We start from the raw sequence: 22645 nt of genomic DNA, 5'->3' as shown, positions 1-22645 counted from the left end.
GGACGACGCCATGAACACCTCGCACCACCTTCTTTCCCGCATCCCCCTGCGCGCGCGCCAGACGCTGGTCACGCTGCTTCTCCTGTTCCTGTTCCTGCTGCCGGCCCTGCTTCAGGCCGCGCCTGCGGTCCATGACGACTACCGGCTTGGGCCTGGCGACCTGGTGCGGGTCCAGGTGTTTCAAAACCCCGACCTGACCGTCGAGGCCCGCGTCTCCGAGGCCGGCAGCATTGGCTACCCCCTGGTGGGAGAGGTACGCGTCGGCGGCCTGGGTCTTGTGGAGGCGCAACAGCGCATCGCCGACGCCTTGCGCCAGGGCCGGTTTCTCCGGTCGCCACAGGTCACGGTCCATCTCATGCAGGCGCGCGGGCACCAGGTGGCGGTGCTGGGTCAGGTGGCTCGCCCGGGGCGCTTTGCGCTCGAGACCACCCGCATGCGCGCCAGCGAGTTGTTGGCGGCGGCCGGCGGCATCACCCCGCAGGGCGAAGAGGTGGTGATCATCTCGGGGCAGCGCGATGGGCAGCCCTTTCGCCGGCTGATCGACGTGCCGGCGCTCTTCACCGGCGGCGCCGTCGACCAAGACCTGGTCCTCATGGGCGGCGACACCCTCTTCGTGCCGCGCGCGCCGGTCTTCTACATCTACGGCGAAGCGCAGCGGCCCGGCCCCTACCGGATCGAGCGCGGCATGACGCTGATGCAGGCCCTGGCCGCCGGCGGCGGGCCGACACCGCGTGGCAGCGCCACCCGGCTGCGCCTGCACCGCAAGGGGTCTGACGGCCAGGTGGTGCAGAGCGCGCCGGTACTGACCGAAGCGGTGCACCCCGACGATGTCATCTATGTGCGTGAGAGCCTGTTCTGAACAGACCTACAACAAGGAGTCCACGTGAGCCTGCAGCAGCTTTTATCCATCCTCCGCGCGCGCTGGCCCGCCGCGGCGCTGATTCTCCTGGCCAGTTTGGCGGCTTCGCTGGCTTGGTCGCTCCTGCGCCCGGCCAGCTACCTGGCCCAGGTTCCGGTCATGGTCGATGTACAGGCCAGTGACGTCGGCGGCGGCTACGCGCCGGCCCTCCTCGGCAGCTACATCGCCACCCAGATCGACGTCGCCCGCAGCGATGCGGTGGCTGAACGCGCCAAGCAGCTGCTGCAATCGGGCGACGCCAGTGGGCCCGATGCGGCGCTGACGGTGCCCGCGCTGCAGGCCGCTCAGACGGTACGGCCGGCGCGCGAGAGCCACATCATCCACATGCAGTGGCGCGGACCCGACGCGGCGCAGGTGGCGCGGGTCGCCAATGCCCTGGCTCGCGCCTTCGTCGATGTCAGCCTGAGTCTGAAGACCGGCCCCGCCCGGCAAGACGCTGGCTGGCTGGAGCAGCAGGTCGGCCAGGCGCGTGAGGGGATGTCCACCGCGCAGATGCGGCTGGCTGACTATCAGCGCAGTGCAGGCATCGTCGGCGGTGAGCAGTCTGACCATGAACTGTCCCGCCTTAACCAGTTGGCTACCCGGCTGGCCCAGGTGCAGGCCGAGACCACCGACGCCCAGTCCAAGCAAGGTGCCCTGGGCGATACGCTCGCCGAGGTGATGGACAGCCCGCTGGTCAATGGCCTCAAGGCCGACCTCGCCCGCCTCGAGGCGCGCCGTCAGGAGGCCTCGGCCTCCCTGGGCCCGCGCCACCCGCAGATGGAGCGGCTCGACGCCGAGGTGGCGTCCTTGCGCGCCCGCCTGTCGGCCGAGACGCGACGCGTGTCCGGATCGGTCGAAGCGCGCTGGCATGCCGGCCAGCAGCGGGAGCGCCAGCTTGCGGCGGCAATGAACAGCCAGCGCGAACGGGTGCTGGCGATCAACCACGACCGCGCCCGCATGGCCCTGCTGCAGCAGGATGTCGATACGGCCCGTCGCCAGTTCGAGCAGGTCAGCACCCATGCGTCCCGCTCACGCCTGCAAAGCCTGGCGACGCAGGCCGATCTGGTCTTGCTCTCGCCGGCCACGGCGCCTGCAGAGGCCACAGGCCCGAGCTGGCGCCAGGCCCTCGCGGTTGGCGGCGTCGCCGGCCTGCTGCTGGCGGTGGCGGGCGCGCTGATGATGGAGCTCTCCCGGCGCCGGGTCCGGTCTGTGGACGATCTCATGCAGGTGACCGGTCTGCGGGTGCTGGCCAGCTTGCCTGCGGCGCATGCGAGCGGGGGAGGTGGTCGAAATGCCGCTCTCCCGCCATCGGCACGGCGTTTGGGTCTGGCCGGTGGAGGTGCGGCATGAACGGCGACATCATGCCCGTGCCGCCGGACTCGCGGGGCGGCCGCGAACCCATTGGATTTCAGCGCACCGGTGACCCAGAGGATGCCCGGCGACATCGCGACGCCGACGGTGCGATGCATGCATCAGGAGGCAGCGCTGACAGCGCCGACCCACCCGGCCAGGCCGCCCCTGCCATGGGTGCGCTGCTGGTGCGACTCGGTCGCCTGTCTCTGGCCGAGGCCGAGCGGATCCGTTTGCACCAGGACAAAACCGGTCAGCGCTTTGGCGAGGCCGGCATGGAGCTCGGCCTGCTGCGCGCCCAAGATGTCGAGGATGTGATCGCGCGTCAGTTTGGCTACGCACTGCCGCAGCGCAATGCCGGCCTGTCCAGCGAAGTGCTTGCCGCCTGGCAGCCAGACAGCCCGGTGGTCGAACACCTGCGCTCCTTGCGCAGCCAGCTGATGCTACGGTGGTTCGAGAACGACGCGCGCCATGCGGCGCTGGCGGTGGTGAGTCCGGGGCCTGCGGAAGGCCGCAGTTGGCTCACCGCCAACCTCGGGGCGCTGTTCGCGCAGCTGGGCCTGCGCACCTTGCTGATCGACGCGGACCTGCGTCGCCCCCGTCTACACCGCTTGTTTGGAAGGCCGGACCGGATTGGCCTGTCGGCTATTCTCGCGGGCCGCGCCGGCACCGAGGCGATCCAGGCGGTGGACGCAGTCCCGGGCTTGTCCCTGCTGCCCGCGGGCGTGGTGCCGCCCAATCCGCAGGAGTTGCTGGCCCGCGACCGGTTCCAGCGCCTGCTGTCCTCCCTGCGTTCGAGCTACGACGTGGTGCTGGCGGACACGCCGGCCTTCGGCCCCTGCGCCGACGCCGGTACCGTGGCCGCCCGCGCCGGCGCCGCCCTGGTGCTGGCCTGCCAGGACAGCAGCGCGCTGCAGGGGGTGGCTAACCTGCACCACACGCTGCGTGAGTTTGGTGTCACCGTGGTGGGGGCAGTGCTCAATGCCGGCAGACCGCGCTGACCCCGTGCCCACCTGGCCCCAGCGCTGGTATCGCCTGCTCGCCGAGCTGCGCCGGGTGCCCGATGCCCCGGCACGCGAGCGGCTGCTCGACGCGCTTGTGCATCCTGCCGGGCCACGGGTGCTGGCCTTCGCCAACGCCCATGCCCTCAACCTGGCTGCGCGTGACGTCGCGTTCTTCGAAGACCTGGCCGCCGCCGACTGCTTGCTGCGGGACGGCCAGGGCATGGCCTGGCTGCTTCGCCTGCTGCGCCAGCGGCCTGGCCTGAACCTCAATGGCACCGATCTGATCCCCGCACTGGTGGCCCGCTTCGCCCAGGTGCAGCCCGGCGTCCGCATGGCGCTTCTGGGCACGCGCCCCCCCTGGCTGTCACGCGCCGGCACCAGGTTGCAGGCCCTGGCCGGTGGTGCGCACTGCTTGGTGGCGGATGGTTTTATGCCGGACGACGAGTACCTGCGCCTGGCCGCGCGTGAATCGCCACACCTGGTGGTGCTGGCCATGGGCATGCCGCGCCAGGAGCGCCTCGCGCGCGCCCTGCGTGCGGCAGCCCAGGGCCCGTGCCTGATCATCTGCGGCGGCGCCATTGCCGACTTCCTGGGCGGGCGCTACGCCCGCGCGCCGCGCTGGTTGCAGCGCCTCGGTCTTGAATGGTGTTGGCGCTTGGCCCGCGAGCCGCGCCGGCTCTTTGGCCGCTACGTGCTGGGCAATCCGCTGTTCCTCGCCAGAGCCCTGTGGCTGGCGTTGTCGCGGCGCCAGCCCGCCGCGGCCTCGCCGAGCGCGCGCTCGTAAGGGGTCCAGCGCAGGTTCAGTGCGCCCTGCACCGCCTCGCATTGCAAGCGCATCGGACTGGCCATCAGCCGCAGCAGGCCGGGCGGCAAGGGCGGCAGGTGCGAACGGCGCAGTCCCAGCCGCTGGGCGAGGTACAGCGCCGGGCTCAGCACCCCGGCGTCGAGCGTGAGTTGCCAGGCCGACAACCGGCGCAGCGGCGTCGCGCCGATGACCACTGCCAGGTCACGCAGATAGATGTTCCAGCGCGGGCTGTCTGGCGCCGCGAGGTGGTAGACCCGCAGGCCGGTGTTGGCCTGCAGCAGCAGACGCAGCACCGCCTGGCACAGGTCGTCGACATGCAAACCTTGGGTCCAGCCGTCGCCGCGCGCCCCCAGGTCACCGAGCCGGCCTGCCGCCAGCAGTGCCGCGATGCGATCGACCCACAAGGGGCTGCCAGGGCCCCAGACGCAGCCCGGACGCAGCATGGCGACGGGCATACCCTCGCCAGCGAGCGGGGCCAGGTGCGCCTCCGCCACCCGCTTGGCGCGGGCGTAGGCGCTACCCGCTGCGCTGACGACCGGGGCCAAGCGGAGGCCTCGCGATGTTGGGTCCGTTCGGGCCGTTCGGGGCGTTCTGGCCAATCGGGTCATAGGGGCCATTGGGTCCATTGGGGTCATTCGGGCTCCGTGGTCCGCTGGGTCTGCAGGAGCCGTTGCCCCCACTCCGACCGGCATCCATGCGGTCTCGTCCAACAGTCCCTCCTGCTGGCCGTACACCGCCATGCTGCTCAGATGGACCAGCGGCCGGCCACCCACCGCCCGCAGCGCCTGGGCCAGCACCCGTGCGCCTTCGGCAATGGCCTGCGGGCTGCCAGCCACCGCGTTGACGACGGCATCGCAGCCGCGCAAGGCCTGGGTGAGGCCGGCCTCGTCACAGGCGTCGAGCACCAGATGCTGGCCCGGGCTCTGCGCCGTAGCGGCGGCATGGGCCGCTGTGGGCCGCAGGCCGCGCGAGGCGCTGAGGGGGTGCAGGCCGGTGGCGGCCAGGCATCGCGCCAGCCGCTGGCCGACAAAGCCGCTACCGCCCAGGATCAGGATCTGCATGGGGAACTCCGTGTGGGGGGTCAGGGGCTGACCGCGGGCTGCGGCCTCGTGTCGCGTGCGCCCTGGGTGCTGCTCGGGTCTTGCGCGGTGTGTGCGCTGTCATCGCGGTGAGGGCGCTGCGTCGGCTGCGCAGGAGTACCTGTTGCCAGTGTGTGTGCCTGTGTCTTTGCCTGTGTCTGCGACTCTGGCGGCACCAGGTGGTCTGCCAGACGCAGCGCCAGCGCCAGGATCGTGAGCGTGGGGTTGGCCTGACCCGAGGTCGGGAAGACCGCGCTGCTGGCGATATGCAGGTTGTCGACGCCGTGCACCCGGCACTGCGGGTCGACCACGCTGCTGCGCGGGTCCCGCCCCATGCGGGCGGTGCCCAGGTGGTGGCCGCCATAGGCGCCGTAACGCAGCAGGTCTGCGGGCAGGCGATCGGCCGACCAGCGCAGCGTGCCCACGCCGTGGCGCGCGATCTCGGCGGCCATGATCGCGAGGCTGTGCGCCACCGACGCTACGTCCTGCGCCTGGTGGCGCCAACCCACCTGCAGCCGGCGCTGGCCCAGGGCGTCGCGTGTGTCGGACAGCGTGACCCGGCTGTCCGGATGCGGCACCTGCTCCGCTTGCAGCTCCAGGCTGAAGCGGTTGCGCCGGTTCGGCAAGATCACCGAAGGGAACTTGCGCGTGGCCAGGGTCCGGCGTAGCAGCCAGTGGCCGAGAAAGGCGGCGGTAGCCGGCGCGTCGGTCACCAGGTTTTTTGCATGGCCGCCCCAGCGCAGGGCGCGTGCTCCCAGGCCGAGCGCCACCTCGTCCCCCAAGCGCCGTCCGTACTCATGGGAGATGAAGGGACGCGCCAGGTACAGCGCGGAGAGCGCGCCGCTGCCGTGGCGAGGGTCGGCGATCGGCGGCAGGTGCAGGCGTGCCACCGCATTGAGCAGGCGGTGCTCCCGCTGCGCCTCGGGCGCGATTGCCAGCCGGCGCCGGCAGTACACCCCCTCGGGCGATATCTCGTAGCCGTGACGCACCCGCTCCGGCCCGCCGGTCAGCTGCAGCTCGCCCAGGTTGGCGGCCAGGTGGCACATGTAGAAGCGTCCCACCAGGTCGTGCGCATTGCCCACCCCGCCAGGCTGTGCCTCGTCTGAGTCCAGCAGCAGGCGCGCCGTTTCCAGCCCGCCTGCAGCCAGCAGGACCTGGCGCGCGCGCACCTCGATGCAGCGCTGGCCGCGCGGGTCACCCGCACCGCTTCCGCTCCCGTGGCTTGGCGACAGACACACCCGCAGCGACTGCACCCGGCGGCCGTCCGCCGACAGGCGCAAGTCGGTGCAGGTTGCGCCCTGCAGCACCTGCAGCGTCGGCGCCTGCGCGAGCCGCCGTCGGTAGCGGAGGCCAAAGTCGGTGGGGCAGGAAAAGCGCTCGAGCCCGTGGGTGTGCACCCGCGTGCTGTCGAAGCCGGCGATCAGCGGTGGCGCGCCGGGCAGGGCGCGGCGGGCGTCGTAGGCATCTGGCCCTGCGTTCGCGTCACGTGGGGTCCACCCGGTTGTCTGTTCCATCGTATCCAGCGCCGCTATGGCCCCGATCCCGCTCCCGCTCCCCGCCTCGGCCCAGTCGCCGGCCGGCGCCCAGTAGGGCGCCAGATCCTGCGGGCCGATCGGCCAACCGCTCCAGGCCACCCAGGGCCTGGGTTCGAAGTCGATCGGGTCCATCGGCATGCAGCGCCCGCCCCAGCGGATGCTCGATCCGCCGAGCCCCCGCATGCGAAATCGGTCTGGCGGGCTGTGCGCCTGCGCGCCCAAGGGTCCGCCGTCAACCTCGCCGGCGTACAGCGCCTGCGCCTGCGGGTCCAGCGGCCGCTGGCCCGACTCCAGCAGGAGCACCTGGCATCCGCGCTCGGCGAGGGTGAGTGCGAGCGTGATGCCTGCTGGGCCCGCGCCCACCACGCAAAACTCGGTGGACAGCACCCGTCCGTTGTCCCATGCGGCGGTGTCGGCAATCACGCGGATGCCCCTGCCGCGCGGATCCTGCCTGCACCAGGATCGGGTTCACGATCGGAATCGACCAGCCCCTGTGCCGCCGCTCGCCCCCCTGCCGGCAGCGACGCACACACGCCGAAGCAGCGGCTGTGGACCGCGGCGATCCGGCTGAAAAAGCGGGTGACCGAAAACTCACGCTGCCACAGGGCCCGGCCCTCCAACGCCAGCCGCTCGCGCAGCGACGCATCACCCAGCAAGCGAGCCAGCGCCCGGGCCAGGGCGAGCGCGTCGCCTGGCGGTACGAACAGCGCATGGCGGCCGTCTTCCAAGGCGGCGGGAATTTCGCCCACTGGCGTGCACACCACCGGCAGGCCCTGGGCCATGGCCTCGAGGATCACCAGTGGCAAACCTTCGTCGTGCGAGGGCAAGACCAGGGCGTCGGCGCCGGCCATCAGCGCGCTCAGCTTCGCGCCTTCGGTCCAACCGCAGAAGCGAACCCGGTCGCCCAGGCCCAGCCGGTCGGCGCGGGCGCGCCAGGTCGGCAGGTCGCCGCCACCGGCCAGGGTCAGCGTGACCGGGAGCGCGGCGAGCGCCGGTTGCGCCATGGCCTGCAGCAACTCGGGCACGCCCTTGCGTTCAGACAGATTGCCGACGAACAGCAATTGCAGCCCGTCGCGGTCGCGGCGCCGGCGCGGGTGCTGCGGCGGAGGGACGCCGTTGTTCACCGCCACCACCCGCTCCGGTGGCACCCGCAGGGCGCCGGTGACGAACTCGGCCGACTGCGGTCCCAGCACGATGCAGGCCTGCGGCAGCGAGAACACCCAGCGTGCCAGGGCTCGCGCTGGCGCTGGCAGGTCGGGCCAGGCACGGTGAAGCTGGGCCGCATGCAGGTGCAGCACCACCGGCAGGCCCAGCCCTCGGCAGGTCGCCACCACCAGGCCCTTGCGTACCAAGCTCAGGCGCTCGGCCATGTTCACATGCACCCCGGCGACCTTGCCGCGCAGGCGCCCACCGGCCAGTGTCAGCAGCGCGCTGGCCAGGACGCCCAGCGACTGCGCCCAGCTGCCGCTACCGCGGGTGTCGAGCGGCTGCAACCGAACCTGTGTCGGCGAAGGCCCGTCACTGCCGGTAGCCTCTCGCAGACCGGCCTGGGCCTGGATCAGGTAGTCGGCGACCTTGAACATGCCACCGCCCACCGGCGTCCAGGGGCAGGCGACGAGGATGACGCGCTCGCGGCCCCGGCCTTGGCGCTGGCCGGCATGCACCCGCGGCGGTGGCAGAAGCGAGCCCTTGTAGGCCTCCGGCCAGGGCTGAATCACACGCGCGTCAATCGGGTCTCCAGGGGGACGCCGGTGTACCAGGAAGCCCCGCAGCAGACCGGCGGCGTGCACGCACCAGGAGGCGACCGCGTAGCACCCTGCCTGCGCCGAGCGCCGTCGCAAGGTCATGGCGGCCCAGGGCAGGGTGGCGAGCCCGGCCAGCGCAGCCCAGGCCAGCGGCTCGAGCGGCAGGCCCCCGGCCAGTTGCACCGACCGGAGTGGGCCACTGGCGGCCAGGGCCAGCGCGAGCAGGCCGGCCAGCGCCAGCCACCAGACCCACACCGCCAGGTACAGCCGCAGCTCGCGCAGGTCCCGCAGCAGCAGGCGCCACCAGGGCTGGCCCAGCGCCGCGCGCAGCAGCTCGCCGCAGCCCCAGGCGTAGCCGCTGCGCCAGCGCCGCCACAAGAGACGCAGCGCCGGCTCGGTGTGGCCCGTGTGGGTGGTCGCATCCAGAGGCAAGCGCCAGAGGCGCCAGCCACGGGCCCGCAGCCGCAGCGCCAGGTCCAGCTCCTCATAGCTGTGGAGGTTGCGGTCCGAGAGATAGCCCGCCTCCGCGATCGCGACCCGCCGGTACAGGCCACCACCATCCAGGCGACTCACCGGGCCCGGCCGACGGTGCGTCTCGTCCTCGCGCGCGCGACGCTCGCGTTCGCGGTACTCGATCGATGCGAGGCTGCGCTCGATCATCTGGCCGCCGACGCCGGCCACCTCCGGGTGGCGGGCGAGAAAGCCCAGCGCCGGGCCAAGAAAGCCCGGCTCCAGAACCATGTCGCCGTCCATCAGGTAGACATACTCTCCCTGCGCATGGCGCCAGCCCAGCTCCGGCCCGATGCCGCAGCGCCGCTCGCGCGGATCGGCCAGCTGCACGATGCGCACCGGCAGGCGCGCTGCCTGCGCGAGGGTGTCGTCGGTGGAGCCGCTGTCGGCCAGGATCACCTCACCGCCCAACTCGGCCACCGCGTCCAGGGCGCTGGCGAGCGCCCGGTAGATGTGCGGGCCCTCATTGAGGGCCTTGACCACGATCGAGACGCGCACCGGCCGATCTGCCGCCCTCGCTGTGCCGGTATATGTGCGCGCCTGCGTGCCCGCATGCGGACCCGAGTGCGTGCTCGGATCGGCGTCCGGTGTTGCGTCCGGTGCAGCGTCCATGAAGCGCGAGGGTGTGAGGGGGGTCTTCATAGGCGTGTTCATCCTGCATTCCTTTCCAGATTGCCCGCGCCGCGCATGCGCCAGCGTTGCCAACGGTCAGCGACCGGCGAGGGCATGAAGAGCGCGAGCGCCAGCGTGACCCACCAGCGCCGCAGCCGCCACCCGCGCGAGGCCTGCGTCAGCCAACCCAGCGCCTCGCGCCGTTGGCCCTCGGCCAGCGCCTCGCGGGCCAGGGTGGTCTGGGCTTGGCCTACGAACCACAGCGCCGACGCGCGATGCTGCGCGGGCAGCGCGCCCGCCAGCGCCTGCTCGCGCATGCGCACCAGAAAGGGTGGCATGCGTCGCCTGGCTCCAAGTGAGAGTGCGCCTGCAACTCCGCCGCGCACCGTGGTGTAGGCGCCGTCCACCGCCGCCACCGGCGCCTGGTCGGCGAGGCGAAACCACAGGTCCAGGTCTTCGCCGTAGGACTCGCCCTCGTAAAAACAGGGCGACATCGTCCGCAGCCGCGCGGCGCGCACCGCGACGCTGCTGGTGCACAGGGGCGAGTGACGCAGCCAGCGCCGGCGCAGGTCGTCGATCACCTCGATCGGGCCGCGCTTGGCGGGCACGGCCCAAGGTGCCAGCGGCACCTGCCGGTCCTGCGTCCAGCGAAATCCGGTGGCCAGCAGGTCGGCTTGCGGGCAGTGACGGTGGGCCTGCGCCAGCGTCGCCAGAAAGGCCGGATGCCACTGGTCGTCGGCGTCGAGAAAGGCGATCCAGTCGCCCTGGGCCAGAGCGATGCCCAGGTTGCGTGCTGCCGACACACCGCGGTTGGCCTGTCGCACCAGCCGCAGCCGTGGGTCTGTCTCCCATGCCGTGAGCAGTGCCAGGCCGCCGTCGGTGGAGCCATCGTCCACCACGATCACCTCCAGCGGCGACAGACTTTGGTCCAGCGCCGAGGCCACCGCGCCGCGTACGAAGCGGGCCTTGTTGAACAGGGGAATCACGACCGAAAACTTCATGCGCGTCTCCCCCAGGGGCTGGGCGTGGCGGCTGTTGCAGCCTGCATGCCCGGCGCGGCGCGGCCCTGTGGTGCTAAGCCTGCCAGCCGCCCGCTGCGCGTTCCGCGCCCAGCGCGCGCGGGTCTTGCGAACGATTCCTCGGTGATCGTGTCCGCTGCGGCCGTCTCGCGCGGATAGACCGCCGCCGCCAAGGTGGCCACCAGCAACAGGTGCACGAACAGTTCGGTGCCATAGCCCAGGAGCGAGAGCGGCACCTCACCGACCGCGCGCAGCGCCAGGGTCAGGCCCAGAGCCAGCGCCAGGCCGCCGCTGGCGCGCGCATGGCGCAGGCACAGGGCCATCAAGGTGAATGAATAAACGATCAGCGTGGCCACGCCAACGCTACCGGCACGGGCAGCATCGTCGAGCCACTGGTTGTGGGCATGCGTCGCATGCGGCAGCCCGATCGCGTTGCGGTACTCGGCATCCCACAGCGACAGGCCATAGCCGAAGACTGGATGGAGCCGCCATTCCTCCAACGCTGCAGCCCAGATTCGGTCGCGCCCGGTGAGCGAGAGCAACTGCGCGCCTTGCTCGCTGGCCAGGAAGTCGGCGGCGCGCTGGTCGAGCGCCCCCGAGAGCAGCAGCCCCGCGCCCAGCGTGACTGCGAGGCACAGGCCCGCGCAGGCCGCGACCAACGTGCCAGCGCGCGAGGGGTCATTGAGTTGCTGGCGCAGCGCTGGCCCCTGACGCACCACCAGCAGGGCCAGTGCGCACAAGGCGAAGGCCAGCCAGGCGGTCTTGGACTGCGCCATGACGAGCACGGCCAAGCCCAGCGCCCAGGCAGCGCGATCGGCCATTGGCCGCGAGTAGGGACGCACCCAGAGCAGCAGCAGAAAGACCTGGGCCAGCAGGCCCTGGGTGACCGCATGGGGTGTCAGTCCCGCCAGCCGCGGCAGGCCGGGCAGTATGCCGGCGGCATAGCCGACGTCGGCCACCAGTGCTGGCCGCCAGAGCAGCAAGGCCAGACCTGCGAGCAGCAGCCCGGTGAGCGCGTCGCGGGCCAGTTGCACGATGCGGTCCTGCTCCTGCGGTGTGGCCAGGCAGCAGGCCAGGCCGGCGGCTGGTGCGTACAGCAAGTCATGACCCAAGACCGGGCGTGCGCCGAAGACAGCGGGCAGGCCCACGCTCCCGAGCCAGTACAGGCAGAAGGCAGCGGCCAGCGGCAGGTAGACCGGCAGCCGCCGCGCCGCATGGTGGGCGATCTGCTCCAGCGAGGCCACCAGCAGCAAGAGCGAGGCGCACCGTTGCAGCCAGTCGACCAGTGCGGCGCGCGGTGCTGGTGCCACGGCTTCGAGCGCGACCAGGCTGTCGGCCAGGTCGCGGCCGGAGAGGAGCACATCGAAGGCAGGTACTGCCAGCAGCGCCGGAAAAATCCAGGGCAGCAGGCCAGCCTGACGCAGGTTCATGACCGCCCCTCCGCCACGCGCGTGCGGCGCAGCAGGGCCAGCGCCTGGGGTCCCAGCAGGGTGGGCCGCCAGGCGAGTAGGCCACCGGCAGCGGCCAGGGCGGCCGCGCCCCCCCCGAACAGTCGCAGCGCCGCGAAGACCGACGGTGCGTCGACCCAGGCCGCGGGCAGCAACGAGGGCGCGAGTGCTTGCGCCAGTTCGCGGCCCGCTTGCAGCGCCAGCGCACAGGCGCCGGCCAGCAGCAATCCACGCCCGGTGGCGGGCGCCAGCCGCGCCACCGGGCGGCCCAGGCAGACCAGGGCAGCGCGAACCGTGCGCCAGGCGCGGGCGTGCAGCAGCAGCGCGCTGAGCAGCGCCACAGGCAGCAGCGACCCGCCGAACACCCGCTCGCCAAACAAAGCCGTCACGATCCACAGCGGCAGCGCCAGGGCCAGCAGCGGCAGTTGCAGGCCAGCCTCCAGGTGTGATCGGCCGGCGTGCCAGAGCACCGGCGTGGCCAGGGCCCAGGCGGTCCACGCGGGCAGGCACAAGAGCATCACCGCCAGCAGCGCACCAGAGTCCTGCCAGGCCGGTCCGTAGAGGAGGATCACCAGGTCCGGCGCGAGCAGGGCCAGGCACAGCGCGGCGCCTGGCAGCAGGGTGGCCGCACTGGCCATGGTCATCTCCCAGGCGCCCGCAAGCCGACGCAGCGCCTGCGGGTTGAGGGGCGGCAGGGCGGTGCTCGCGCCCGCCGCCGCTGGCGTGTCGGTGCGCGCACCGCGGCCGCGTAGTTGGGTGCCCGCGGCCAGCAGCGCGGGCTGCGCTGCGCCGACCAGCAGGGTCACCGGCACCTGGGCCAGGTTCCAGGCCAGGGCGTACAGGCCGACCGCATGGGCCTGCAGGTAGCGGCCGATGATGAGCCGGTCGAGATTGGCGGCCAGCCAGTTGACCAAGTTGGTGATGAAGACCCGGCCGCCCGTGTCCAGCGTCTGTGCGCGTCCCTGACCGCGCCACAGGGGCCGCAGCGGGTGTGGCCGCAGCCACAGCGCCAGGACCAGCGTGGCGACGGCCTGAGTTGCGCAGGCCGCCGCCAGCGCTTGGGCCTGCCAGCCGGCCAGGGCCAGGGGCATGCCCACGCCCAGGTAGCCCAGCGCGTAGGCGGCCAGTTGCAGCAGGCCCTGGCGACGCTGGTCGAGCGCGCGCTGCATCAGCGCTAGCGCCGTCCCCGCGCAGGCGCTGCACAGACAGGCGATGGCCATCCATTGCAGCGTGGGCGCCAGATCGGGCGCGCGAAAAAACGCCGCCAGCGCCGGCGCGCCCACGACCATCGCCGCCGCGCAGGCCAAACCGGCGCTGGCCTGCCAAGTAAAGGCCAGGCGGATGTCGTCGTCGTCGATCTGGGGGCGCAGCAGCAAGCCGTAGGCGAAGCCGTTGCCCGCGAGGAAGCCTGCGAAGGTCAGCAGTGCCAGGCCAAGCGCGTACACGCCATAGGATTCGGGGCCGAGCAGGCGGGCCAGCAACACTTGGGCGACGAGCTGCAGGCCGATCCGCGCCAGCAGCGTCAGCGTGCCCCAGCGCAGGGCCTGGCCGGCCCTGGCAGACAGTGTGGCCATGATCGGTTGCGTCCGCAGGTGGAGGGGGCCGTGGGCAGGCTCAGTGGTCCTGGCGACGCCAGACGATGCCGGCCATCAGCGCGAGCGCGCCCAGCCAGACGCCGGCGCCGGGCGAGGTCATGGCATCGGTCACCGTCGCCTGTGCGTTCAGGCATTGCGCGCTCACGGCCTGGCACAGCAGGCCACCGAGGAGAAGGGTGAGGCAGTTCTTCATGGCCGCGTCCCGTGGTCGTGTCGCCCATGGTGGGCAGGGAGCGCATTGTTCGGGCGAGGACGCCGCCAGGCTCGTCGGAGAAGCGCCCGACAGGCTGGCCCGTCCGGGTCAGGGACGGGGTCAGGAGAGAGGCCGCGGCGGGGTGCGCTGGCTCGTGCCTGGGCGCGTCTACCCGCGCCGGCCGAGCGGCAAGCGCAGCAAGCCGGTGGCCATGGCAGTACCGAGCGCGATCACCAGGCCGCAGCCGACCATGCGCAGGGTCAGCGTTTCGCCGAGGAAGACGATGCCGTAGACCAGCGCGAACACCGGAATCACGTAGGGCACGGTCAGGGCGCGCGCCGGCCCGAGCGACTGGATGATGCGGAAATACAGCACATAGGCCAGCCCGGTACACAGCACACCCACCGCCAGCGCCGCTCCCCAGGCGGAGGCCGAGGGCATGCGTGGGGGCAGGTGGGTCAGGGCGGGCAGCACCAGCACCAGAGCGGCGCCCATCTGACTGCCGGCGGCTGTGGCCAACGGTGGCACCTCCGAGAGGTAGACCTTGGTGAAGGAGGCGGCCGCGCCGTAGCACAGGCAGGCCACCAGGCAGGCCAGGATGGCGGCAACCTGGATCAGGCCGTCGCTGCTGGCTGCCGGCCCGCCACCGTGCCTGTCGCCGGCCAGCAGGGCGACGCCGGCAAAGCCGATCAGGAGGCCCAGCGTGCGCGAGGCATTGGGCCGGTCCTTGACCCAGGCCCAGGCCACCAGGGCGCCGAACATCGGCGTGGTGGCGTTGAGGATGGCCGAGATGCCGGTCGGGATATGCATCACCGCAAAGCTGTAGAGAACAGCCGGCAGCCCAGAGCTGAGCAGGCCCACCACCACCAGTGGCCAGGCATGACGGCGGATCACGCCCATGTGTCCCCTCAGCGCAGCCAGCGGCAGCAGGCAGAGGGCTGCCACTCCTAGCCGGACGGCGGCGGTGGGCAAGGGGCCGAAGTCGCCGACGGCCAACTGCATGAACATGAAGGACGCACCCCAGAGCGCGGCCAGCAACAGGTAGTCGAAGAGTGGGCGCAAGGGATTAAAGGGGGCCGGGGGTGGGGCGCGAGGTGCGCAGGGCTGGGCCTGACGCGGTTGCGGCAGCAACTGCGCAAGGGCCTCAGATCGCCGCGCCTTCCAGGGCCAGCAGCGCGCGCTTGCGGTCCAGCCCACCGGCATAGCCGGTGAGCGCGCCTCCCGCGCCCAGCACCCGGTGGCAGGGCACAACGATGCTGACCGGGTTGCGGCCCACCGCCGCGCCCACCGCGCGGGCTGCCTGTGGCGCCCCTACCCGGCTGGCCAGTTCGGCGTAGGACGCGGTGTGCCCGGGGGGAATGTTGCGCAGTGCTTGCCAGACCTGGCGCTGGAAGGGTGTGCCGTGGCTGAGGTCCAGTGGCAGGTCAAAGCCTGGCCGGCGGCCAGCGAAATAGTCTTGCAGCTGCGCCTCGGCGGCCTGCAGGAGGGCATGGCGAGGATGGGCAGGCTGGTGCCCCAGGCCGCGCCAGGCGGCCAACGGACCGTGGCGTTGGCCTTCAAACCACAGCCCCGCCAGGCCCGTATCGCTGGCGGCCAGCAGCACCCGGCCCAGGGGCGTGACAAGCAGGTGTCGTGGCAGGTGCGCGGCCCACAGGCTCACCGAGGCGCCATGTCCTGCTGCGCCTGTCTCCGCCAAGCTTGGCTCTGCTGTTAGGCCAGTACGCGCCACCGCCGCACCACCGGTCTGGCGGCGGCGCATGAGCATGTTGGTGAGGATGACTTGGCGCATGCTTTGATGATACGGGCCCGACCCGGGGCGGCGCACCATCCCTGCGACAATTCGCGCTGTCTCCGGGGCACTGCCCCGGCCGACCCGGCTCGTCGCCTCCAAGGGCACGAGTCCTCTGCTGCGAGCGACCATGACCCCTTACCCGCCGACCATCTTCAAGGCCTACGACATCCGTGGCATCGTCCCCACCTCGCTGGACGAGGGCGTGGCCCTGGCCCTGGGCCGGGCCTTCGGCGCCGCCGCCCGTGCCGCCGGCGAGACCGTGGTGGCGGTGGGCCGCGACGGCCGCCTGTCGGGCCCGGCGCTTTCGCAGGCCCTGGCGCGCGGGCTGCAGGTCGCCGGCGTCGACGTGATCGATGTCGGCATGGTCACCACCCCTATGCTGTATTTCGCCGCCAGCACCTTATGCAGCAGCGGCATCCAGGTGACCGGCAGCCACAACCCGCGCGACTACAACGGCTTCAAGATGGTGCTGGCCGGCCGCGCGATTTATGGCGAAGAGATCCAGGCGCTGCGCCGGGCGATGGATGCAGGCGTGCCCGACGCGCCGCAAGCAGGTCAGCTGCGTAGGGCCGATGTCGAGGCTGCCTATCGTGACCGCATCGTCTCGGACGTGAAGCTCGCGCGTCCGCTCAAGCTGGTGGTCGATTGCGGCAATGGCGTCGCGGGCGCCAGCGCGCCGGCGATCTTCCGCGCCCTCGGCTGCGAGGTCGTCGAACTGTTCTCTGAAGTCGACGGCAATTTTCCGAACCACCACCCCGACCCGAGCAAGCCCGAGAACCTGCGCGACCTCATGGCCGCCCTGGCGCGAACCGGCGCCGACCTGGGCCTGGCCTTCGATGGCGACGGTGACCGTCTGGGCATCGTCACCCCCTCGGGCCAGAACATCTACCCCGATCGGCAGATGATGCTGTTTGCCCGCGACGTGCTCTCGCGCGTGCCCGGCGGGACCATCGTGTTCGACGTCAAGTGCAGCCAGCGCCTGGCCACCGAGATTGCGGCGGCCGGCGGCCGGCCAGAGATGTTCCGCACCGGTCACTCGCTGATCAAGGCGCGCATGAAGGAAATCGGCGCGCCTCTGGGCGGTGAGATGAGCGGCCACATCTTCTTCAAGGAGCGCTGGTTCGGCTTTGACGACGGCACCTATGCCGGCGCCCGCTTGCTGGAAATTCTCTCGCGCGAGGCCGATCCCGGTGCCACGCTGGAGGCCTTGCCGACCAGCCATTCCACCCCCGAGATCAATGTGGCCTGCGCCGAAGGCGAGCCGCATGCCCTGGTCGAGCGCCTGGTGGCCCTGGCCGCCAAGCTGCCGCAGTTTGATCCGCCGGCCGAGCGCTGCACCCTGGACGGTCTGCGGGTCGACTGGCCCGACGGCTTCGGCCTGATCCGTGCCTCCAACACCACGCCGGTGCTGGTGCTGCGCTTCGAGGGCCAGACGCCCGAAGCGCTGACCCGCATCGAAGGCGAGATGCTTGCGCTACTTCGCAGGGTCAAGCCCGACGCGGTGCTGGGCGCGTCCGCCCACTGAGCGATGGCACTCTCCCCCGAAAGGCAGCGCCCGGCTTGAAGATCCTGATCGTCAAACTCTCGTCCCTGGGCGATGTGGTCCATGCCATGCCCGCGGTGCAGGACATCCGGCGTGCCTTGCCGGACGCCCAGATCGACTGGGTGGTCGAACCGGCTTTCGCCGACTTGGTCCGCCGCTGCGAAGGTGTTTCCCGTGTGGTGCCCCTGGACCTGCGGCGCTGGCGCCGGGCGCCCCTGGCGTCCGAGACCTGGCAGGCAGTCGGCTCGTTTCGCGCCTGCCTCCGCGAGGAGGCCTACGACCGGGTGATCGACCTGCAGGGCCTGACCAAATCCGCCCTCGTGGCCTGGGCCGCACGCCTGGTGCCTGGGGGATACCGGGTGGCGCTGGGCAACCGCACCACCGGCTCCTCCTTCGAGGCCCCCACGCGGTGGGTGGCGCACCAGGCGGTCTACATCCCGCCGCGCATTCATGCGGTAGATCGCTCACGGGTGCTGTGCGCCCACGCGCTGGACTACGTGCCCGACGGCCCTGAACAATTTGGCCTGCGGGCGGTGGCGCCGGCCCTGGCCTCGCGGCCCGAAGTGGCCCTGGTGCACGGCACCTCGCGCGACGACAAGCTCTGGCCCGAAGCACAGTGGGTAGCGCTCGGCCAGGCGCTGCACGCGCGGGGCTTCGACCTCGGCCTGCCCCATGGCAGCGACGCGGAATTGGCGCGCGCTGAACGCATCGCCCAGGCCCTGGGTCCTGGCGCCCGGGTCTGGCCCCGGCTGGCGCTGGGCGAGTTGGCCGACCGCCTGGCCGCCTGCGCCGGAGTCGTCGGCGTCGACAGCGGTCTCTCGCACATTGCTACCGCGCTCGATCGGCCGCATGTGCAGATCTACAACCACGACACCGCCTGGCGCACCGGACCGGTGGGCCGGCCACGCCAGCGCAGCGTATTTGCGCAGCCCCAACCGGGCCTGGAGCCGGTGCTCGCTGCCTGGGACGAGGTGTCCGCCGCATGAACCTTGCCCGCTCGCTGTACTCCCTGGCGGTGCGCAGCGCCCAGCCCCTGCTGGCGCGCAAGGTGCGCCGCCGCGGTCTGGCCGAGCCGGGGTACTTGGCGGCCGTGGGCGAGCGCTTCGGCCGCTACGAGCAGCCCCTGGCTGCCGGCGGTCCCGGCGCGCTCTGGATTCATGCAGTCTCGCTGGGCGAGACCCGTGCCGCCGCCACCTTGTTGCAGGCGCTGCGCACCCTGGAGCCCGGCCTGCGGGTGCTGCTCACGCATGGCACCGCCACCGGTCGTGCCGAGGGCGAGCGCCTGCTGCGGCCCGGTGACGCACAGGCCTGGCTGCCCTGGGACACGCCGGAGGCGGTGGAGGCCTTTCTTGCCCACTTCCAGCCCTGTGCCGGGGTGCTGATGGAAACCGAGGTCTGGCCCAACCTGGTGGACGCCTGCGCCCGCCGCGGGGTGCCTCTGGCCCTGGCCAACGCGCGTTTGTCCGAAAAGTCCTTGCGTGGCGCGCAGCGGCTGTCGCCCCTGTCGCGGCCTGCCTATGGCGGCCTGGCCGCGGTGTGGGCCCAGACCGAGGACGACGCGCGCCGCCTGCGTGACGCGGGGGCGGTGGTAAGTGGGGTGTTGGGCAACCTCAAGTTTGACGCCGCACCCGATGAGACCTTGCTCGCGCGCGGGAAGGCCTGGCGGGGACCACGGCCGGTGCTCATGTTCGCCAGCTCGCGCGAGGGCGAGGAGGCGCTGCTGTTGCAGGCCCTGGCCACCTCTCCTGCTGCCGTGGCTGGCCATTCGACCACGGTGACACCGCGATGGCTCATCGTGCCGCGCCATCCGCAACGCTTTGACGAGGTGACCGGCCTGCTGCGCGCCGCGGGCTGGTCAGTGTCGCGCCGCAGCGCCTGGCCCGCGCAAGGCCCGGACGCCGAGGCGCTGGCGGCCGACTGCTGGCTCGGTGATTCGCTGGGCGAGATGGCGCTTTACTTTGGCATGGCGGACGCCGCCCTGCTGGGGGGAAGCTTTGCGCCGATGGGAGGGCAGAACCTGATCGAGGCCGCGGCCTGCGGCTGCCCGGTCCTCATGGGACCGCACACGTTCAATTTTGCCGAGGCCGCTGAATTGGCCGAGGCGGCCGGTGCCGCGCTGCGTCTGGCAGACCTGCCTCAGGCCCTGTGCGCCGCCTGGGGCTTGCTGGCCGACGATCCGCGCCGTGAAGCCATGGCCCGCGCTGGTCAGGGCTTCGCCCAGGCCCACCAGGGTGCGGCGCGAAGCAGTGCGGAGGCGATCTTGGCGCTGCGCCAAACAGCACAGCGGACAGGTCGCCCTGCGTGATCAGGGCTTGACCATCAGCCCGCTGATATTGGTCAGATCTTCAGCCTGCAGGTTGCCGGCCACTTGGCGCAGTTTGAGGTTGCCCATCAGCACGTTGTAGCGGGCCACCGAGAGGTCCCGTTTGGTCTGGAACAGCTGGCTCTGCGAGTTCAGCACGTCGATGTTGATGCGCACCCCGACCTGATAGCCCAGGCGGTTGGCGTCCAGCGCGCTTTGGCTCGAGGTTTCGGCCGCTTCCAGCGCGCGCACCTGACTGCCACCGGAGACCACGCTGAAGTAGGCGGTGCGCACGCTCTGGCCGGTGTCGCGGCGGGCCTTTTCCAGGTCGGCCTTGGCCTTCTCCTCCAGGGCCATGGCCTCGCGAATACGGTTTTGCACAGAGAGGCCTGAATAAATCGGGATGCTCAGGCTCACGCCCAGTTGCGTGTTGTGCGTGGTGCTGGTGCTGGTGCTCGTGGCGCTGCCACCCAGGCTTCGGCTGAGAGAGCGCGAGGCCGTCATGTCCAGTGTGGGGAGATGTCCGGTGTTGGCCTTCTGCGCCTCCAGCCGGGCCACCTCCAGCGCTTGCCTCAGCTGCGCGATCCCGGTGCTGGTCTGTTCGGCCTGTTGCACCCAGGCCTCCGGGTCTGCCGGCACGGGCTGCGGCATTGCCGTTGGCAGGGCCAGTGCCAGCGGCTTGGCATCGTTGACGCCAGTGACGGTGTCCAGGGCGATTCGCTTGACCCGCAGGTCGTTTTCAGCCGCAAGCTCCTGGGCCGAGACCAGGTCGAAGCGCGACTGAGCCTCGCGGGTGTCGGTGATCGTTGCTGTGCCCACCTCGAAGTTCCGGCGGGCCGAGGCGAGTTGCTCGTTCACGGCGGTCTTTTGCGCGCGCACAAAGGTCAGGGTGTCTTGTGCAGCCAGCACGTCGAAGTAGGCTTGGCTCACGCGGATGATCAGGTCCTGGGCCGCCGCCTGTAGCACGGCCTGAGCTGCCTCGACCTGCTTTTGACCTTGCTCGAACGTGATCTTGTTGGCGGGCCGGTAGAGCGGGTGCGTCACCGAAATCGCGGCATTGGCAGAGTCGAAGTTGCGGCTTGTGCTGCTGCCGGTCTTGGGAACGTTTTCGTAAAGCGAGGTCGTTGCGCCTGCGGTGGCGCTGACCGAGGGCAGGAGGCCGGCGCGGGCTTGCTCGGCGCGTGCCTTCACTGACTCGAAGTTGGCGCGTGCCGACTGCCATGCGGCGTCTTGGCCCCGTGCCGACTCGTACAACGCGGAAAGGCTTTGGGCCTGCGCAGGGGCCGCAAAGGCGGCTGCCATCGCCAGGGGCAGCAGGCGAAGAGCGTGGCGGGTCAGTTGGGTCATTGTCTGTCCTCGGGTGACTCGGGTCATCGGGTTGTCGGGTTATCGGGTGACTTTGCAGTGCCGCCGGGTCTCTTGCCTGGCTGGCTTGCGCAGCGGGCTTTCAGAACTTGAAGCGTGCCAGCTCCGGGAAATGGGCCAGGCGCGGCGCCACGGTGTCCCAGCGCTGGGTCTCGGTGAAGCCGACTGCACCCGTGCGGGTGATCAGGGTGGCGCGCATCATCGGCTCGTCGCCAACGATGGCGATCAGCCGGCCACCGACCTTGAGCTGGTCTTTGAGGATTTCGGGCACCTGGGCGACCGAGCCACTGAGCACGATGACGTCAAACGGGCCTTCTGCAGGCAGTCCGCGGGCGCCGTCGGCCTCACGGACCTCGACGTTCTTCACGCCCGCGCGGACCAGGTTGGCGCGGGCCACGGCGGCCAATTGCGGGTCGATCTCCAGCGAAATGACGGAGGCGGCGCGAGCGCCGAGCAAGGCGGCCATGTAGCCCGAGCCCGTGCCGATTTCGAGCACCTTCTCGTGCGGTTGGGGAGCGACGTCCTGCAGCATGCGGGCCTCGACCCGCGGCGCCAGCATGCAGCGGCCGCTTTGGCGCGCTGCCTTGGCGTCGGCCACCAGCGGAATTTCCATGTCGACGAAGGCCAGGGCCTGGTGCGAGGCGGGCACGAAGTCCTCCCTGTGCAGCACGGACAGCAAGGCCAGCACCTGCGGGTCGAGCACATCCCAGGGGCGGATCTGCTGCTCGATCATGTTGAAGCGGGCTTGTTCGATGGACGCGGGCAGGGTCATCAGGTTCTCTCGGGTTCTGGTGTCGTGCGAGCTTGGGCGCCTCAGGGCGGCTTCGGACCGGCCGAAACAGGCATTTTAGGTTCGCCGGGTGACCGCCCCAACAGGCGGCGGACCCAGTTGGCCAGATCGTCCATGTAGCAGTAGGCCACTGGTACTACTACCAGGGTCAGAAGGGAGGAGGTGATGACCCCACCGATCACCGCCTGGCCCATGGGCGCGCGCTGCTCCGAGCCCTCGGACAGGGCAAAGGCCAGGGGCACCATGCCGAATATCATGGCCAAAGTGGTCATGAGGATGGGGCGCAGCCGCACCCGGGCGGCCATCAGCAACGCCTCGGTGCGCGCCAGGCCGTCCTCGCGGGCTCGAATGGCGAAGTCGACCAGCAAAATGGCATTCTTGGTCACCAGGCCCATGAGCATGATGACGCCGATGACCGAGAACATAGACATCGCCGAGCGGAACATCAAGAGAGCCAGCACCACCCCAATCAGGGTCAGCGGCAGCGATGTCATCAGCGCCAGCGGTTGCACGAAGCTCTTGAACTGGCTGGCCAAAATCATGTAGATGAAGATGACCGCCAGCGCCAGGGCAGAGACCGCGTAGGCGAAAGATTCGGACATGTTCTTGGTCGAGCCGCCGAACTGCCAGCGGTAGCCCGGGGGCAGGCTGATCTTGGCCATCTCGGCCTGGATGTCCCGGGACACCTCGCCGACCGAGCGGGCATAGGTGTTGGCGCTCAGGGCCACCTCGCGGGACAGGTCGCGCCGGTTCACCTGGGCGGGGCCGGTGCCTTCGCGCACTTGGGCCACCTGCTCAAGCCGCACCACCCGCGGGCGGCCGTCGGCCTCCAGGCCCACGGTAAAGGGCAGTCGGGCCAGGTCCTGGGCGGCATTGCGGGTATCTGGCGCCAGCCGCACATTGACGTCGTAGGTCTGGTCGTCGGGCGCGCGCCAGTTGCCCACCGTCTGACCCGCCACCAGGATGCGCAGGGGCGCGGACACCTGGCCCACCGACAGGCCCAGGTCGCTGGCTGCCTCGCGGCGCAGGATTACTTCGATGACCGGCTTGGGTTGCT

19 protein-coding genes are annotated in these 22645 nt (G+C 71.0%); 7 read left to right on the top strand and 12 right to left on the bottom strand.

Annotated features, from left to right (window positions below):
- The first annotated feature begins 10 nt into the window (after positions 1–10).
- From epsE to QE494_RS16065, 4 genes are read left to right on the top strand one after another with little or no spacing between them, the layout of a single operon-like run.
- Entirely contained in the window at positions 11–859 is an 849-nt protein-coding gene (gene epsE / locus QE494_RS16080) for a polysaccharide export protein EpsE (RefSeq protein WP_300044901.1), read from the top strand.
- Positions 860–883: 24 nt separating this feature from the next.
- Positions 884–2251, top strand: a complete 1368-nt coding sequence (locus tag QE494_RS16075; RefSeq protein WP_300044899.1) for a chain length determinant protein EpsF — start codon at positions 884–886, stop codon at positions 2249–2251.
- Positions 2248–3252 (top strand): polysaccharide biosynthesis tyrosine autokinase, encoded by a 1005-nt coding sequence (locus QE494_RS16070; RefSeq protein WP_300044896.1) that lies wholly within the window; start codon positions 2248–2250, stop codon positions 3250–3252. Before QE494_RS16075 ends, QE494_RS16070 begins: the two co-directional genes overlap by 4 nt.
- A 4-nt stretch (positions 3253–3256) precedes the next feature.
- On the top strand, positions 3257–4039 hold the full coding sequence (locus QE494_RS16065; protein WP_300044893.1) for a WecB/TagA/CpsF family glycosyltransferase: 783 nt from the start codon (positions 3257–3259) through the stop codon (positions 4037–4039).
- Here QE494_RS16065 and QE494_RS16060 read toward each other — a convergent pair.
- The 9 genes from QE494_RS16060 to QE494_RS16020 form a co-directional block, all read right to left on the bottom strand.
- On the bottom strand, positions 3943–5121 hold the full coding sequence (locus QE494_RS16060; protein ID WP_300044890.1) for an NAD(P)-dependent oxidoreductase: 1179 nt from the start codon (positions 5119–5121) through the stop codon (positions 3943–3945). The two genes, QE494_RS16065 and QE494_RS16060, sit on opposite strands and share 97 nt — an antisense overlap.
- Before the next feature lie 20 nt (positions 5122–5141).
- Positions 5142–7097: a GMC oxidoreductase gene (locus QE494_RS16055; RefSeq protein ID WP_300044888.1), complete on the bottom strand. Its 1956-nt coding sequence runs from the start codon at positions 7095–7097 to the stop codon at positions 5142–5144.
- Positions 7094–9583 carry a glycosyltransferase gene (locus tag QE494_RS16050; protein ID WP_300044886.1) on the bottom strand — a complete coding sequence of 830 codons (2490 nt, stop codon included), beginning with the start codon at positions 9581–9583 and terminating at the stop codon, positions 7094–7096. The genes QE494_RS16055 and QE494_RS16050 overlap by 4 nt, the downstream gene beginning before the upstream one ends.
- The gene (locus QE494_RS16045) at positions 9580–10542 is read right to left on the bottom strand and encodes a glycosyltransferase family A protein (RefSeq protein WP_300044884.1); all 963 of its coding nucleotides are present in this window, start codon (positions 10540–10542) and stop codon (positions 9580–9582) included. Before QE494_RS16045 ends, QE494_RS16050 begins: the two co-directional genes overlap by 4 nt.
- Positions 10539–11990 carry an O-antigen ligase gene (locus tag QE494_RS16040; protein WP_300044882.1) on the bottom strand — a complete coding sequence of 484 codons (1452 nt, stop codon included), beginning with the start codon at positions 11988–11990 and terminating at the stop codon, positions 10539–10541. The genes QE494_RS16045 and QE494_RS16040 overlap by 4 nt, the downstream gene beginning before the upstream one ends.
- A complete protein-coding gene (locus QE494_RS16035) occupies positions 11987–13582 on the bottom strand; it encodes an oligosaccharide flippase family protein (protein ID WP_300044880.1) in 1596 nt (531 codons plus the stop codon). Before QE494_RS16035 ends, QE494_RS16040 begins: the two co-directional genes overlap by 4 nt.
- A 40-nt stretch (positions 13583–13622) precedes the next feature.
- Entirely contained in the window at positions 13623–13796 is a 174-nt protein-coding gene (locus QE494_RS16030; protein ID WP_300044878.1) for a hypothetical protein, read from the bottom strand.
- Positions 13797–13964: 168 nt separating this feature from the next.
- Positions 13965–14858, bottom strand: a complete 894-nt coding sequence (locus QE494_RS16025) for a DMT family transporter (protein ID WP_300044876.1) — start codon at positions 14856–14858, stop codon at positions 13965–13967.
- An 82-nt stretch (positions 14859–14940) separates the two neighbouring features.
- Positions 14941–15585 carry a methylated-DNA--[protein]-cysteine S-methyltransferase gene (locus tag QE494_RS16020; protein WP_336619446.1) on the bottom strand — a complete coding sequence of 215 codons (645 nt, stop codon included), beginning with the start codon at positions 15583–15585 and terminating at the stop codon, positions 14941–14943.
- Between the two features lie 130 nt (positions 15586–15715).
- On the opposite strand from QE494_RS16020, the gene QE494_RS16015 reads away from it, so the two are divergent.
- From QE494_RS16015 to QE494_RS16005, 3 genes are read left to right on the top strand one after another with little or no spacing between them, the layout of a single operon-like run.
- Positions 15716–17113, top strand: a complete 1398-nt coding sequence (locus tag QE494_RS16015; RefSeq protein WP_300044873.1) for a phosphomannomutase/phosphoglucomutase — start codon at positions 15716–15718, stop codon at positions 17111–17113.
- 35 nt (positions 17114–17148) lie between these two features.
- The gene (gene waaC, locus QE494_RS16010; protein ID WP_300044871.1) at positions 17149–18117 is read left to right on the top strand and encodes a lipopolysaccharide heptosyltransferase I; all 969 of its coding nucleotides are present in this window, start codon (positions 17149–17151) and stop codon (positions 18115–18117) included.
- On the top strand, positions 18114–19436 hold the full coding sequence (locus QE494_RS16005; protein ID WP_300044869.1) for a 3-deoxy-D-manno-octulosonic acid transferase: 1323 nt from the start codon (positions 18114–18116) through the stop codon (positions 19434–19436). Before waaC ends, QE494_RS16005 begins: the two co-directional genes overlap by 4 nt.
- On the opposite strand, the gene QE494_RS16000 is transcribed toward QE494_RS16005, so the two are convergent.
- The 3 genes from QE494_RS16000 to QE494_RS15990 all read right to left on the bottom strand — a co-directional run.
- Complete coding sequence (locus tag QE494_RS16000; RefSeq protein ID WP_300044867.1) at positions 19437–20780, bottom strand: TolC family outer membrane protein; 1344 nt, start codon at positions 20778–20780, stop codon at positions 19437–19439. It abuts the gene before it with no gap.
- 100 nt (positions 20781–20880) lie between these two features.
- On the bottom strand, positions 20881–21570 hold the full coding sequence (locus QE494_RS15995; protein ID WP_300044865.1) for a protein-L-isoaspartate O-methyltransferase: 690 nt from the start codon (positions 21568–21570) through the stop codon (positions 20881–20883).
- Positions 21571–21611: 41 nt separating this feature from the next.
- The coding region (locus QE494_RS15990) for an efflux RND transporter permease subunit (protein ID WP_300044863.1) at positions 21612–22645 on the bottom strand (1034 nt) is incomplete at its 5' end.

Source organism: Ramlibacter sp. (assembly GCF_029866045.1).
Classification (GTDB): Bacteria; Pseudomonadota; Gammaproteobacteria; order Burkholderiales; family Burkholderiaceae_C; genus Ramlibacter.
The sequence above is the reverse complement of the archived record's forward strand: the minus strand, read 5'-3'. Positions and strand labels throughout refer to the sequence as shown.

Coding starts and splice junctions, on each gene's coding strand:
- epsE (WP_300044901.1), top strand. CDS start 11: ATGAACACCTCGCACCACCTTCTTTCCCGCATCCCCCTGCGCGCGCGC.
- QE494_RS16070 (WP_300044896.1), top strand. CDS start 2,248: ATGAACGGCGACATCATGCCCGTGCCGCCGGACTCGCGGGGCGGCCGC.
- QE494_RS16060 (WP_300044890.1), bottom strand. CDS start 5,121: ATGCAGATCCTGATCCTGGGCGGTAGCGGCTTTGTCGGCCAGCGGCTG.
- QE494_RS16050 (WP_300044886.1), bottom strand. CDS start 9,583: ATGAACACGCCTATGAAGACCCCCCTCACACCCTCGCGCTTCATGGAC.
- QE494_RS16045 (WP_300044884.1), bottom strand. CDS start 10,542: ATGAAGTTTTCGGTCGTGATTCCCCTGTTCAACAAGGCCCGCTTCGTA.
- QE494_RS16040 (WP_300044882.1), bottom strand. CDS start 11,990: ATGAACCTGCGTCAGGCTGGCCTGCTGCCCTGGATTTTTCCGGCGCTG.
- QE494_RS16035 (WP_300044880.1), bottom strand. CDS start 13,582: ATGGCCACACTGTCTGCCAGGGCCGGCCAGGCCCTGCGCTGGGGCACG.
- QE494_RS16030 (WP_300044878.1), bottom strand. CDS start 13,796: ATGAAGAACTGCCTCACCCTTCTCCTCGGTGGCCTGCTGTGCCAGGCC.
- QE494_RS16020 (WP_336619446.1), bottom strand. CDS start 15,585: ATGCGCCAAGTCATCCTCACCAACATGCTCATGCGCCGCCGCCAGACC.
- QE494_RS16015 (WP_300044873.1), top strand. CDS start 15,716: ATGACCCCTTACCCGCCGACCATCTTCAAGGCCTACGACATCCGTGGC.
- QE494_RS16005 (WP_300044869.1), top strand. CDS start 18,114: ATGAACCTTGCCCGCTCGCTGTACTCCCTGGCGGTGCGCAGCGCCCAG.
- QE494_RS16000 (WP_300044867.1), bottom strand. CDS start 20,780: ATGACCCAACTGACCCGCCACGCTCTTCGCCTGCTGCCCCTGGCGATG.
- QE494_RS15995 (WP_300044865.1), bottom strand. CDS start 21,570: ATGACCCTGCCCGCGTCCATCGAACAAGCCCGCTTCAACATGATCGAG.